The sequence below is a fragment of the Ramlibacter sp. GCM10027632 genome (genome assembly GCF_042675325.1).
Classification (GTDB): Bacteria; Pseudomonadota; Gammaproteobacteria; order Burkholderiales; family Burkholderiaceae_C; genus Ramlibacter.
Genome location: NZ_JBHTGW010000014.1, coordinates 72,170 through 84,546 on the forward strand (window position 1 = coordinate 72,170; position 12,377 = coordinate 84,546).

Annotated in this window: 13 protein-coding genes and 1 pseudogene; 11 read left to right on the forward strand and 3 right to left on the reverse strand. The window is 72.3% G+C overall.

Annotated elements, in window-relative coordinates:
• Positions 1-55 precede the first annotated feature (55 nt).
• Complete coding sequence (flhC, locus tag ACFQZY_RS17800) at positions 56-595, reverse strand: flagellar transcriptional regulator FlhC (RefSeq protein WP_377418383.1); 540 nt, start codon at positions 593-595, stop codon at positions 56-58.
• A 44-nt stretch (positions 596-639) separates the two neighbouring features.
• Entirely contained in the window at positions 640-978 is a 339-nt protein-coding gene (gene flhD, locus ACFQZY_RS17805) for a flagellar transcriptional regulator FlhD (RefSeq protein WP_377418386.1), read from the reverse strand.
• A 246-nt stretch (positions 979-1,224) separates the two neighbouring features.
• Here flhD and ACFQZY_RS17810 point away from each other — a divergent pair, with 246 nt between their 5' ends.
• From ACFQZY_RS17810 to ACFQZY_RS17830, 5 genes are all read left to right on the forward strand, one after another.
• The gene (locus ACFQZY_RS17810) at positions 1,225-2,355 is read left to right on the forward strand and encodes a flagellin (RefSeq protein WP_377418388.1); all 1,131 of its coding nucleotides are present in this window, start codon (positions 1,225-1,227) and stop codon (positions 2,353-2,355) included.
• A gap of 118 nt (positions 2,356-2,473) precedes the next feature.
• Complete coding sequence (locus ACFQZY_RS17815; RefSeq protein ID WP_377418391.1) at positions 2,474-3,610, forward strand: flagellin; 1,137 nt, start codon at positions 2,474-2,476, stop codon at positions 3,608-3,610.
• A gap of 25 nt (positions 3,611-3,635) precedes the next feature.
• Positions 3,636-5,075: a flagellar filament capping protein FliD gene (fliD, locus tag ACFQZY_RS17820; protein WP_377418394.1), complete on the forward strand. Its 1,440-nt coding sequence runs from the start codon at positions 3,636-3,638 to the stop codon at positions 5,073-5,075.
• Between the two features lie 64 nt (positions 5,076-5,139).
• On the forward strand, positions 5,140-5,562 hold the full coding sequence (gene fliS, locus ACFQZY_RS17825; RefSeq protein WP_377418397.1) for a flagellar export chaperone FliS: 423 nt from the start codon (positions 5,140-5,142) through the stop codon (positions 5,560-5,562).
• A gap of 13 nt (positions 5,563-5,575) precedes the next feature.
• Entirely contained in the window at positions 5,576-5,902 is a 327-nt protein-coding gene (locus ACFQZY_RS17830; RefSeq protein ID WP_377418400.1) for a flagellar protein FliT, read from the forward strand.
• A 60-nt stretch (positions 5,903-5,962) separates the two neighbouring features.
• On the opposite strand, the gene fliE is transcribed toward ACFQZY_RS17830, so the two are convergent.
• Entirely contained in the window at positions 5,963-6,319 is a 357-nt protein-coding gene (gene fliE, locus ACFQZY_RS17835; RefSeq protein ID WP_377418403.1) for a flagellar hook-basal body complex protein FliE, read from the reverse strand.
• A gap of 151 nt (positions 6,320-6,470) precedes the next feature.
• Here fliE and fliF point away from each other — a divergent pair, with 151 nt between their 5' ends.
• From fliF to ACFQZY_RS17865, 6 genes and pseudogenes are all read left to right on the forward strand, one after another.
• The gene (gene fliF / locus ACFQZY_RS17840; protein WP_377418406.1) at positions 6,471-8,228 is read left to right on the forward strand and encodes a flagellar basal-body MS-ring/collar protein FliF; all 1,758 of its coding nucleotides are present in this window, start codon (positions 6,471-6,473) and stop codon (positions 8,226-8,228) included.
• Positions 8,229-8,237: 9 nt separating this feature from the next.
• The gene (gene fliG / locus ACFQZY_RS17845; protein WP_377418409.1) at positions 8,238-9,251 is read left to right on the forward strand and encodes a flagellar motor switch protein FliG; all 1,014 of its coding nucleotides are present in this window, start codon (positions 8,238-8,240) and stop codon (positions 9,249-9,251) included.
• A gap of 4 nt (positions 9,252-9,255) precedes the next feature.
• Positions 9,256-9,975: a FliH/SctL family protein gene (locus ACFQZY_RS17850; RefSeq protein WP_377418412.1), complete on the forward strand. Its 720-nt coding sequence runs from the start codon at positions 9,256-9,258 to the stop codon at positions 9,973-9,975.
• A gap of 47 nt (positions 9,976-10,022) precedes the next feature.
• Positions 10,023-11,414: a flagellar protein export ATPase FliI gene (gene fliI, locus ACFQZY_RS17855; protein ID WP_377418430.1), complete on the forward strand. Its 1,392-nt coding sequence runs from the start codon at positions 10,023-10,025 to the stop codon at positions 11,412-11,414.
• A gap of 14 nt (positions 11,415-11,428) precedes the next feature.
• Positions 11,429-11,881: a flagellar export protein FliJ gene (gene fliJ / locus ACFQZY_RS17860; RefSeq protein ID WP_377418415.1), complete on the forward strand. Its 453-nt coding sequence runs from the start codon at positions 11,429-11,431 to the stop codon at positions 11,879-11,881.
• Positions 11,878-12,377: pseudogene (locus ACFQZY_RS17865) on the forward strand (hypothetical protein); the annotation flags it as partial. The gene fliJ and the pseudogene ACFQZY_RS17865, both read left to right, overlap by 4 nt.

A 12,377-nucleotide genomic window follows, 5' to 3' on the forward strand; every position in this document is an offset into this window, starting at 1 on the left:
CCTCACAGCCCCGATTTCGGCCAGCGGGGCGGCTTCTTGAGCCGCGCGGGTCAGGTCAGTGGATCGCGCCGCTGCGGCGGCTCTTGCCGGCGCGCGCCGGCGGCTCGCACAGGCCGCAGACGAAGCGCTGCGAGCCGTGGCCCCACTCGTGCGTGTGGGTGACGAAGTGGCCGCCGCAGTGGCTGCAGGGCGTGAGGCACAGCATGTCGCTGTCGACGAACTTCACCAGGCGCCAGGCCCGGGTGATCGAGAGCATGGCCTCGACGCCCAGCGCGCCGACTTCCGACGCGTACAGCTCCCAGGCCTTGATCAGGAGCTCGACGCTGTCCAGCGCCAGGGTCTTGTCCAGGCCCTCGTGGATGTTCAGGAACAGCGAGGCGTGGATATTGGGCTGCCAGGAAATGAACCAGTCGGTCGAATAAGGCAGCTGCCCCTTGGAGGGGGACTGGCCGGTGACCTCGCGGTACAGGCGCACCAGGCGCTCATGGGACAGGTCCGTCTCGCCTTCGAGCACCGCCATGCGGGCCCCCAGCTTGATCAACTGGATCGCGTGATTGAGTTGCTGGTTCTCGGCGAGGAGGCTGCGGGTGGGCATGGCGTGTCCTGGTGGCTGTTGTTCTTGCGCGGCGACGGCGGGGATCAGGCGGCCATCGCGACGGCGGCGTGGCGGCCCGCCATCAGCACGCTGGCATGCAGGCGGTCGGCGTTGGCTTCCTGCGCGGCGCGCGGGTCGTGGTGGTCGGTCAGCAGGCCCCAGATCAGTTCGTCATCGAACCGGAAGCCGCACACCAGGCCGGAACGCGAGGCGATGCGCACCAGTTGCTGCGGCGACATCTGCACGATCATGTCGGCCACGGCCTCGGACAGGCCCAGGCGGAACAGCGCCTGCGGCTTGTCGGCGCGGATCATGGCCTGCGCCAGCACCAGGTAGGACAGATTGGTGTCGCGGATCTCGTTGAGGAATTTGTCGGCGTTCATGTCAGGTCGTCTCTGTTGTTGCGGGGGCTGGGTTGGTGAAACGAAGTGTTGCTCGCCCTGACGACTTCTTGAGTGGGGAAATCCAACCACCCCGCTAAGAAAAATTCCTACGGTTCCAAAACCGCGAAATCCTCAATGCCCGCACACCCCCGCCGATATCCATGGCACGGGGATCGCCCCGCAGTACCGCAAATCAAGCGGTTGTGTCAACCGGGCCCGAGTGGGGCCTGAAACTGGGGAATCGCAATGTCTTCGATCAACACCAACCTGGCCTCGATCAACACCCAACGCAACCTGGGCGCTTCGCAGGCTTCCCTCAACGTCTCGATCCAGCGCCTGTCGACCGGCCTGCGCGTGAACAGCGCCAAGGACGACGCCGCCGGCCTGGCCATCGCCGAGCGTATGAGCTCCCAGGTCCGCGGCCTGAACGTCGCCGCCCGCAACGCCAATGACGGCGTCTCCCTGGCGCAGACCGCCGAGGGCGCGCTGGGCAAGGTCGGCGAGATGGTCCAGCGCATTCGCGAACTGGCCGTGCAATCGTCCAACGCCACCAACAGCAGCACCGACCGCACCGCGCTGCAGTCCGAAGTGGCGCAGCTGAAGTCCGAGATCGACCGCATCGCCCAGAACACCTCGTTCAACGGCACCAAGCTCCTGGACGGCAGCTTCTCCTCGGCCAAGTTCCAGGTCGGCGCCGACGCCGGCGAGTCCATCACCGTCTCCAGCATCACCAACGCGCAGCTGGCCGGCATGGGTGTCGTCAACCGCGCCTCGACGCAGAACTCCACCGCCATCACCGACCTGACCGCCACCGCGCTGGGCAACCTGACCATCAACGGCACCGACATCGGCGTGCTCGCCGCCGCCGGCACCACGCAGGAGCGCCAGGCCCAGGTCGTCGACGCGATCAACCGCATCTCCACCACCACCGGCGTGGGCGCCTTCTTCGACGCCCCCAACAACAAGATCGTGATGACCTCGTCGGCCACGATCACCCTGACCGGCGCCGCGGGCGCCAAGGTCGGCTTCGTCGCCGCCGACAGCGCCAACGCCGCCGCCAGCGCCAACATGTCGGCCCTGGACATCAGCTCCTACGCCGGCGCCCAGCTCGCGATCCAGCAGTCCGACGCCGCGCTGACCCAGATCAACGGCGCCCGCGGCAGCCTGGGCGCCCTGCAGAGCCGGTTCGAGAACGCGGTCGCCAACATCCAGATCGCCGCCGAGAACGTCACCGCCGCCCGCTCGCGGATCATGGACACCGACTTCGCCTCCGAGACCGCCAACCTCACCCGCGCGCAGATCCTGCAGCAGGCCGGCAACGCGATGCTCTCGCAAGCGAACCAGCTGCCCCAGCAGGTCCTCTCCCTCCTGCGCTGACGGGAGTCCCCGGGGCCAGCCCCGGGCATGAAAAGGGCCGTCTTCGGCCCTTTTCTCGTTCGATCATGGCGACGGCAGCCGCGGCACAGTCCGCTCACACCTTCTCAATGGAGCTGCCATGCCTTCCGTGATCAACACCAACCTGCCGTCGCTCACCACGCAACGTGCCCTGGGAACCTCCCAGAGCTCCCTGGCGACTTCGCTGCAGCGCCTGTCCAGCGGCCTGCGCGTGAACAGCGCCAAGGACGACGCCGCCGGCCTGGCCATCGCCGAGCGGATGAATTCCCAGGTGCGCGGCCTGAACGTCGCCGCCCGCAACGCCAACGACGGCGTCTCCCTGGCCCAGACCGCCGAGGGCGCGCTGGGCAAGATCGGCGAGATGGTCCAGCGCCTGCGCGAGCTGGCGGTGCAATCGTCCAACGCCACCAACAGCAACAACGACCGCGCCGCGCTGCAGGCCGAGGTCGCCCAGCTGAAGGAGGAGATCGACCGCGTCGCCGGCTCCGCCAGCTTCAACGGCACCAAGCTGCTCGATGGCAGCTTCACCTCCGCCAAGTTCCAGGTCGGCGCCGACGCCGGCGAGGCCATCACCGTCAACGCGATCACCGACGCGCGCCTGGCCGGCATGGGCGTGGTGAACCGCGCCTCGACGCAGAACTCCACCGCCATCACCGACCTGACCGCCACCGCACTGGGCGACCTGACCATCAACGGCACCGACATCGGCGTGCTCGCCGCCGCCGGCACCACGCAGGAGCGCCAGGCCCAGATCGTCGACGCGATCAACCGCATCTCGACCACCACCGGCGTGGGCGCCTTCTTCGACGCTCCCAACAACAAGATCGTGATGACCTCCGCGGCCACGATCACCCTGACCGGCGCCGCCGGCGCCAAGGTCGGCTTCGTCGCCGCCGACAGCGCCAACGCCGCCGCCAGCGCCAACATGGCCTCGCTGGACATCAGCTCCTACGCCGGCGCCCAGCTCGCCATCCAGCAGGCCGACGCCGCGCTGACCCAGATCAACGGCGCGCGCGCCAACCTCGGCGCGGTCCAGAGCCGCTTCGAGAGCGCGGTCGCCAACATCCAGATCGCCGCCGAGAACGTGACCGCCGCCCGCTCGCGGATCATGGACACCGACTTCGCCGCCGAGACCGCCAACCTCACCCGCGCGCAGATCCTGCAGCAGGCCGGCAACGCCATGCTCTCGCAGGCCAACCAGCTGCCCCAGCAGGTGCTGTCCCTCCTCAAGGGCTGATCGCCGGCGCACCACGTCCTAGCCCATGCCCACCATTACCAGCACCGGCGTCGGCAGCGGCCTGGACGTCAACAACATCGTCTCCTCGCTGATGGCGCTGGAGCAGCGGCCGCTGACGCAGCTCCAGCAGCGCGCCGCGACGATCCAGACCCGGCTGTCGGCCTTCGGCACGCTCAAGGGCCAGGTGGCCGCCCTCGGCGACCTCGGCGCCAAGCTCGCCGACCCGGCCAGCTGGAACCCGCTGCGCGCCGACGCCAGTGACGCGAGCGTGGCCAGCCTCGCCGCCGGCACCACGGCCAGCGCCGGCAAGTACCGGCTCGAAGTGCAGCAGCTCGCGCAGTCGCAGAGCCTGGCCTCGGCGGCCTACGCCTCCTCGAGCGCGGTGGTGGGCACCGGCACGCTCACGTTCGCGGTGGGCACGACCACGGCGGGCGTGTTCACCCCGCGCGCCGGCTCGACGCCGGTCACCGTGACCATCGGCGCGGGCCAGAACACCCTCGCCGGCGTGCGCGACGCGATCAACGCGGCCAGCGCCGGCGTCACCGCCAGCCTCGTCGGCTCGGGCGCGCAGACGCGCCTGGTGCTGCGCACGCCCGACGGCGCCGACAGCTCGGTGCAGATCACCGCCGCCGACGACGACGGCAACAGCACCGACGCCGCCGGCCTGTCCGCCCTGGCCTTCGACCCGGCCGCCGCGGCCGGCAGCGGCAAGAACCTGAGCCAGACCCAGGCCGCCCAGGACGCGAAGTACACCCTCGACGGCCTGGCCCTGACCAGCCCCACCAACACCGCGGCCGACGCCATCACCGGCGTCACGCTGACCCTGCGCAAGGTGACGACCGCCCCGGTGGACCTCACCGTCTCGGTGGAGACCGTGGCGGTGCGCAAGAACATCAACGACTTCGTCAACGCCTACAACGCCCTGGCCAAGCTGCTGGCGCAGCAGACCCAGGCCGACCCCGGCGGCAAGAACCGAGGGCCGCTGCAGGCGGACTCGACGGCCGTGGGCCTGCAGTCCTCGCTGCGCGAGCTGCTGCGCGGCGTGGTCTCGGGCCTGTCCGGCCCCGGCAGCCTGAGCGCCGCCGGCATCGAGCTGCAACGCGATGGCACCCTGCTGGTCAAGGACGCCACGCTCACGCCCCTGCTGTCCAACCCCGCCTCGCTGGCCGCCCTGTTCACGCAGGCGCAGTCCGGCGGCGACACCGGCACCCTGGGCCTGGGCAAGCGCATCAAGCAGTGGGCCGACCCGTTCACCAACGAGACCGGCTCGCTCACCCAGCGCATGGACGGACTGAAATCCAGCTCGACCCAGAACCAGAAGGCGCAGGAGGCCCTGCAGGACAAGCTCTCGCGAACCGAGGCCCGCCTGCGCGCCCAGTACCAGCGCCTGGACAACGAGATGTCCCGGCTCAATGCCGACATGGCGCGGATGAAGTCCAGCCTCGGCCTCAACACCAGCGCCTGAACCCGGCGCGTCCGCCCTCAAGCTTCGCCCCGCGGGGCCGAAAGCCTGGGTGAGGACCAACGCCATGCTGACCACCGTGCTCCCACCCATCGAACAGTACCGCCTCGTCGGCACCGTCACCGCGGTGTCGCAGGCCAGCCCGCACCAGCTCGTGATGCTGCTGTTCGACGGCGCCATCGCCGCCGTCCTGCAGGCCCGCCATGCCGTCGCCACCGGCGACATGGACACCAAGCGCAGCACGATCAGCAAGGCCATGCGGATCATCGACGAGGGCCTGAAGGCCTCGCTGGAGACGCACGGCGACCCGAGCCTCTCGGCCAACCTGGGCGCGCTGTACGAACACATGGTGTCGCGCCTGTTCCAGGCCAACCTGCGCAGCGAGGACGCGCCGCTGGAGGAAGTGGCCAGGCTCCTGGGCGACCTGCGTTCGACCTGGGCGGAAATCGCGCCGGCGCCGGTGGGCCGGCCCACGGACCTGACGGTGTGACGGGAGGCCCGCCATGAACGACGACATCGGAACCGGCGAGAGCCTGCTGCGTTATTACCTGGCCCTGGAGGGCGCCAGCCGCGAGATGCTCGCGGCCGCCCGGGTGGGCGACTGGGACAGCGTCTGCCGCCTGGAAGGCGCCTGCGCGGTGGTGATCTCACGCCTTCGCAAGCTCAAGGCCACCTGCCCGCTGACCGCGGACGAACAGCCCGAACGCATGCGGATCCTGCGCACCATCGTGGCCAACGACGCGGAGATCCGCCGGCTGTGCGAGCCGCTGCCGGAGTTCCTGGACCTGAGCTACCCGCTGCAGGCGGACGTGAGCCTGCAGCTGCATTGAGGCGGGGGCAGCCGTCGGGCCGTGGCACCGGCCCTGGGCCGGTACGGGCATGCAGGCAGGTCAGACCTGCATGTTCATGATGTCGCTGTAGGCCGACACCAGCCGGTTGCGCACATGCAGCGCCGACTGGAAGCCGATCTGCGCCTTCTGCATGGCCACCATCGACTGCTCCAGGCTCACCTGGGAGGGGTCGGCCAGGAAGGCCTCACCGAGCCGGGTGGCCTCCTGCTGCGCGGCGCTGACGGACTTGAGGGCCTGGTCCAGCGCGCCGCTGAAGCTGACCCGCTCGCCCGCCGCGGCGGGGCCGGCCGGTGCGCCCAGGCCGGCGCCGCCCGCCACGCGCTGCGCCTCGGCATTGCGCCGCAGGGCGTCCAGCAGGTGGGTCGGCAGGGCGGAGGAGGCGGTCTTGATGTCCATGGCAGTCGGCCTGTGAGTCAGTGGGAGGAACTTTAGGCCCGCGGCCTCGCGCGAGGCCGCTGAATAAAGCCGCAAAACCGGCGCATATCGGGGCACGCCCGGCCTCAAGTCCGTCGAACAATGGTCGCCAACCTCCGAGCGACCGACCACGATGGACACCACACTCGCCTCGCCCGCCCTGCCGGACAAGACCTCCGCCCGGGCCCTGCCCCCGGCCCTGGACCGCGTCATGGCGCTGCCCCGCCGCGCCCTCATCGCCCTCGGCCTGGGCGCCGCCGCCGTCGCCGCGGTCATCGCCGTCGCGGCGAGCCTGGGCCAGCGCACCGAGTGGCGCGTGCTGTACGCCAACCTCTCCGACCGGGACGGCGGCGGCGTCGTCGCCGCGCTCACCCAGATGAACGTGCCGCACCAGTTCACCGAGGGCGGCGGCGCCATCATGGTGCCGGCCGCCCAGGTCCACGAGGTGCGGCTGCGCCTGGCCTCCCAGGGCCTGCCCAAGGGCGGCGCGGTGGGCTTCGAGCTGGTGGAGAACCAGAAGTTCGGCACCACCCAGTTCCAGGAACGCCTGAACTTCCAGCGCGGGCTGGAGGGCGAGCTGGCCCGCTCCATCATGGCCCTGGCCGCGGTGCAGTCGGCCCGCGTGCACCTGGCCCTGCCCCAGCAGACCGCCTTCCTGCGCGAGCAGCACAAGCCCTCGGCCTCGGTGCTGCTCACGCTGCACGGCGGCCGCAGCCTGGACCGCGGCCAGGTCGCCGGCATCGTCCACCTGGTGGCCTCCAGCGTGCCCGACCTGCACCCCAAGGCGGTGAGCGTGCTGGACCAGTCCGGCGCCCTGCTCTCGCAGGAGGGCGCCGACGCCCCCAACGGCCTGGACGCCGCGCAACTGCGCTACGTGCAGCAGACCGAGCAGGGCCTGGCCGCGCGCATCCTGGCCATCGTCGAGCCCATCGTCGGCCCCGGCAACGTGAAGGCCCAGGTCACCGCCGACGTCGACTTCACCCAGAGCGAATCCACCGCCGAACTCTATGGCGCCAACCAGGGCGGCAACGCGGCCCAGGCCGTGCGCAGCCAGCACCTGTCCGAGACCCCCGGCGCCGCCGGCCAGGCCGCCGGCGGCATCCCCGGCGCGCTGTCCAACCAGCCGCCCGCCTCGCCGGCCTCGCCCGTCAACGGCGCGCCGCAGGCCCTGTCGGCCGGCCCGCAGGCGGGCGCCGCCGCCGGCGGCGGCAGCAAGCGCGACGCCGTCACCAACTACGAGGTGGACAAGACCATCAAGGTCACGCGCAACGCCACCGGCGTGGTGCGCCGCCTGAATGCCGCGGTGGTCGTGAACCACACCACCGACGCCAAGGGCGCCGCCGCCGCCCTGCCGCCCGAGCAGATGGAGCAGGTCAACGCCCTGGTGCGCGAGGCCATCGGCTTCAGCAAGGAGCGCGGCGACTCGGTCAACGTGGTCAACGCCGCCTTCCGCGCCGCCCCGGTGGCCGCCGTGCCGGCCCTGCCCCTGTGGAAGCAGCCCGAGGTGCTGGAGATGGCCCGCACCCTGGCGCCCTGGGTGGCGCTGCCGATCGTGGCCCTGGTCATCATCTTCGGCATGGTCCGCCCGGCCCTGCGCGCCAGCCGCGCCGCCCCGGTGGACGGCGGCAAGCGCCTGCTCGATGCCACCGTGCACGACGCGGTGGCCCTGCCCACCCCCGGCGCGGCCGGCGGCGCCACCGTCAGCGTGAACCTGCCCGAGACCGGCAACGGCCTGCCCGGCGCCGAGTCGGTGCCCCTGCTGCCCACCGCCCAGGCCGCCGCGCAGCATGCGCGCACCAGCCAGGTCGAGAACATCCGCCAGCTGGCGCGCCAGAACCCGGCCACCGTGGCCAACGTGGTGCGCAACTGGGTCACCACCCCTTCCTCCTGAGGCAAGCCCATGGCCGCCACCCCCGCCACCGACGACGACGGCGCCCAGGCCGGCGCCATCCTGCTGCTCGCCCTGGGCGAGGACTGCGCCGCCGAGGTCTTCAAGCACCTCGCGCCCAAGGAAGTCCAGCGCCTGGGCGAACGCATGGCCCGCCTGACCACCGTCTCCGACCAGCAGTTCGACGACGTGCTGCGCCGCTTCGAACGCACCGTGGAAACCCACCGCTCGCTGGTCAGCGACACCGGCGCCTACGTGAGCAACGTCCTCAAGCTCGCCCTCGGTGATGACAAGGCCGGCCTGCTGATCGACCGCATCGTGCAGGGCCGCGACGTCACCGGCATCGAGAGCCTGAAGTGGATGGACCCCGGCGCGATCGCCGAGCTGATTCGCAACGAGCACCCGCAGATCATCGCCAGCATCCTGGTGCACCTGGACCGCGACCAGGCCTCGGGCGTGCTCATGGCCTTCGAGGAGCGCCTGCGCAATGACGTGGTGCTGCGCATCGCCACCCTCGACGGCATCCAGCCCAACGCGCTCAAGGAACTGAACGACGTGCTGTCCAAGGTGCTGGCCGGCGGCGACCGCGTGCGCAAGGCGCCCCTGGGCGGCCCCAAGGCGGCGGCCGAGATCCTGAACTACCTGGGCTCGGCCATCGAGAACTCGGTGCTGGGCGCCATCCGCGGCGGCGACGTCGAGCTGGCCCAGAAGATCGAGGACCAGATGTTCACCTTCGCCGACCTGATGAAGCTGGACAACAAGGCCCTGCAGCTGGTGATGCGCGAAACCGCCAGCGACACCCTGGTCATCGCGCTCAAGGGCGCCGAGCCGGAGCTGCGCGAGAAGATGCTGTCCAACCTCTCGAGCCGCGCCGCCGAGGCGCTGCGCGACGACATCGAGTCCAAGGGCCCGGTGCGCGTCTCGGAAGTGGAGGCGCAGCAGAAGGACATGCTCAAGCTGGTGCGCAGGCTCTCCGACGAGGGCCAGATCGTGCTGGGAGGCGCCGGTGAGGAAAGCTTCGTCTGACGCCATGGCCCCCGCCACCGCCTCTCCCACCCCCTGCGTCCCCAGCGCCGTCGCGCCGAGCCGGATCATCTCCGCCGAGGCCCTGCGCGGCGTGGCCAGCTTCGACCTGGGCGCCCTGCCCGCGCCCGCCGGCGACGGCCCGCGCCCGCCGCTGCGCGCCCGTGACCTGGACAACGAGGTCGGCCGCGCCGCCTACGCCCTGGGCCGCCGCCGCGGCTTCGAGGAAGGCGCGCGCTCCGGCATGCAGCAGGGCTACAGCGAGGGCTCGCAGGCCCTCGAGGATTTCGAATCCCGCAAGGCCGCCGACGTGGCCCGCCAGATGCAGGCGCTGGTCGACAGCTTCCGCAGCGAGCTGGGCCTGCTGGAGTCGCAGGTCGCCAGCGACCTGGTCTCGCTGGCCATCGACATCGCCCGCGAGGTGCTGCGCCGCGAGCTGGCGCTGGACCCGCGCGCCGTGCTGCCGGCCGCCACCGAGGCCCTGCGCACCCTCGGCGAGGGTGCCAGCCGCCTGGAGCTGCGGGCCCACCCGCAGGACGCCGAGGTGCTGCGCCAGCACCTGCAGGACCAGCCCGGCGCGCCCGCCTGGCAGGTGCACGAAGACCCCGCCATGGCGCGCGGCGGTGTGCGCATCGAAGCCGACACCGGCATCGCCGACGCCAGCTTCGAGGCCCGCTGGCAGGCCGTGATGGCCGGCCTGGGCCGCGACGAGGAGCCGATGCCGTGAACTGCCTGGCCCACCCCGCCCCCGCCGACGGCGCCACCTGCTCCGGCATGGCCTCGCGCCTGGGCCGCCACCTGGCGCACCACGGCCTGCTGCTGGAAGGCGGCGTGCCGCTGCCCGCGCGCGGCCGGCTGGTGCGCGTCTCCGGCCTGGTGATGGAGGCCACCGGCCTGCAGCTGCCCCTGGGCAGCGTCTGCCGCGTCTGGGACGGCCAGCACGCCACCGAGGCCGAGGTCGTTGGCTTCTCGCGCGGGCGCATGTTCCTCATGCCCACCGGCGACATCGAGGGCCTCTCACCCAGCGCGCATGTGGCGCCCCTGACCTATCCCTTCGACGGCCTGGCCCACGGCCAGGTCGCCCGCGCCACCCCCGGCAACCCTTACGGCCGCCGCCTGCCCATGGGCGACGCCATGCTCGGGCGCGTGGTCGACCCGGCCGGCCTGCCGCTGGATGGCGGCGGCCCGCTGGTGGGCGTGCGCAGCGAGCCGCTGCAGCGCGAGGCCATCAACGCCATGGACCGCGACCCGGTGCGCGAGCCGCTGGACGTGGGCGTGCGCGCCATCAACGCCCTGCTCACCGTGGGGCGCGGCCAGCGCCTGGGCCTGTTCGCCGGCTCCGGCGTCGGCAAGTCGGTCCTCATGGGGATGATGGCCCGCTACACGCAGGCCGACGTCACCATCGTCGGCCTGGTCGGCGAACGCGGCCGCGAGGTCAAGGAGTTCGTCGAGGACATCCTGGGCGAGGAGGGCCTGCGCCGCGCCGTCGTGGTGGCCGCCCCGGCCGACCTGCCGCCCCTCATGCGCATGCAGGGCGCGGCCTATGCCACCGCCCTGGCCGAACATTTCCGCGACCGCGGCAAGAACGTGCTGCTGCTGATGGACTCCCTCACCCGCTACGCCATGGCGCACCGCGAGATGGCGCTGGCCCTGGGCGAGCCGCCGGCCACCAAGGGCTACCCGCCCTCGGTCTTCGCCCGCCTGCCCAAGCTGGTGGAGCGCACCGGCAACGGCCTGCACGGCGTGGGCAGCATCACCGCCTTCTACACCGTGCTGGCCGAGGGCGATGACCAGCAGGACCCGATCGCCGACAACGCCCGCGCCATCCTGGACGGCCACTTCGTCCTCACGCGCAACCTCGCCGAGCAGGGCCACTACCCCGCCATCGACATCGAGCAGTCGATCTCGCGGGTGATGCACAACGTGACCGACCCGCGCCAGCAGCAGCTGGCCCGCACGCTCAAGGCCCTGTGGTCCCGCTACCAGCGCAATCGCGACCTGCTCGCGGTGGGCGCCTACGTGCCCGGCGGCGACCCGCAGGCCGACCTGGCGATCCGCCTGTTCCCGCAGCTGTCCGCCTTCCTGCAGCAGGACATGCGCGAGGGCGCCGGGCTGGGCGCCAGCACCGCCGCCCTCGAGGCCCTGCTGGCGCAGGCCGGCGCCTAGACCCGCCCGACGCCATGCAAACCACCGCCCTGCCCCTGCTGATCGAGCAGTCCCGCGAGCTGCGTGACAAGCTCGCCGCCGCCGTCAGCCACGGCACCCGGGCCCTGCAGCAGGCCCAGGCCACGCTGGACCAGCTCGGGCGCTTCCGCGAGGACACCCTGGCACGCAGCCCCACCGGCCGTGTCGGCGGCTTCAGCGCCGACCGCCTGCATGACTGGCAGCTGTTCATGACCCGCCTGGACGAGGCCCTCGACCTGCAGCGCGCCGAGTGCGAGCGCCGGGCCCAGGCGCTGGCGATGCGCCAGCAGCAGCTGGCCGACGGCCAGCGCCGGCTGATGGCCTTCGAGGCGCTGGCCGCCCGCCAGGCGGCCGAGCGCCAGCGGCGCCAGGCCCGCCAGGCGCAGCGTGACAGCGACGAGTTCGCCGCGCGCGCCACCCGCGTCCCCTCGATCCCGGAGACCCAATGAAACCCGTGACCTCCCCTGCCCACGCCGCCGCCCGGCCCGCCGCCGGCACCCCGGCCGGCAACGCCGCGGGCGGCCCCGCCGCGCCGGCCGATGCCTTTGCCGGCCTGATGGCCTCGCTGGCGCAGGATGCCGCCGCGCCCGGCGAGGGCGAGACCGGCACGCCCCCGCCGGCCGGCCCCGCGCAGGACCCGCAGTCGGCCACCGCAGCCGACGACGCCACGGCCACCACAGCCACCCCGGCCGCCGGCCCCGCCGACAGCGCGGCCAGCCTGGCCAGCCTGCTCGCCGGCCTGGTGCCTGCGGCGGCCGATCCCGCCACTCCGGCCGTGCCGGCCGCCCCGTCGGGCGCCGGCACGCCCGGCATGGCCGCCACGCCCGGCGGCACCCGGAGCGCCTCGGCCCGGGCCCAGGGCCTGGACCTGGCCGCCGACGCGCGCGGCCGGCCCGACACGCGCGGGACCGACACCGCGCCGGCTGCACCGGCGCCAGGCGCCGC

What these genes read in the sequence shown, in the direction of transcription:
- flhC (WP_377418383.1), bottom strand. Translation starts at nt 595, where the DNA reads ATGCCCACCCGCAGCCTCCTCGCCGAGAACCAGCAACTCAATCACGCG.
- fliF (WP_377418406.1), top strand. Translation starts at nt 6,471, where the DNA reads ATGGACACCACACTCGCCTCGCCCGCCCTGCCGGACAAGACCTCCGCC.
- ACFQZY_RS17815 (WP_377418391.1), top strand. Translation starts at nt 2,474, where the DNA reads ATGCCTTCCGTGATCAACACCAACCTGCCGTCGCTCACCACGCAACGT.
- fliD (WP_377418394.1), top strand. Translation starts at nt 3,636, where the DNA reads ATGCCCACCATTACCAGCACCGGCGTCGGCAGCGGCCTGGACGTCAAC.
- ACFQZY_RS17830 (WP_377418400.1), top strand. Translation starts at nt 5,576, where the DNA reads ATGAACGACGACATCGGAACCGGCGAGAGCCTGCTGCGTTATTACCTG.
- ACFQZY_RS17810 (WP_377418388.1), top strand. Translation starts at nt 1,225, where the DNA reads ATGTCTTCGATCAACACCAACCTGGCCTCGATCAACACCCAACGCAAC.
- fliG (WP_377418409.1), top strand. Translation starts at nt 8,238, where the DNA reads ATGGCCGCCACCCCCGCCACCGACGACGACGGCGCCCAGGCCGGCGCC.
- fliJ (WP_377418415.1), top strand. Translation starts at nt 11,429, where the DNA reads ATGCAAACCACCGCCCTGCCCCTGCTGATCGAGCAGTCCCGCGAGCTG.
- ACFQZY_RS17850 (WP_377418412.1), top strand. Translation starts at nt 9,256, where the DNA reads ATGGCCCCCGCCACCGCCTCTCCCACCCCCTGCGTCCCCAGCGCCGTC.
- flhD (WP_377418386.1), bottom strand. Translation starts at nt 978, where the DNA reads ATGAACGCCGACAAATTCCTCAACGAGATCCGCGACACCAATCTGTCC.
- fliI (WP_377418430.1), top strand. Translation starts at nt 10,023, where the DNA reads ATGGCCTCGCGCCTGGGCCGCCACCTGGCGCACCACGGCCTGCTGCTG.
- fliE (WP_377418403.1), bottom strand. Translation starts at nt 6,319, where the DNA reads ATGGACATCAAGACCGCCTCCTCCGCCCTGCCGACCCACCTGCTGGAC.
- fliS (WP_377418397.1), top strand. Translation starts at nt 5,140, where the DNA reads ATGCTGACCACCGTGCTCCCACCCATCGAACAGTACCGCCTCGTCGGC.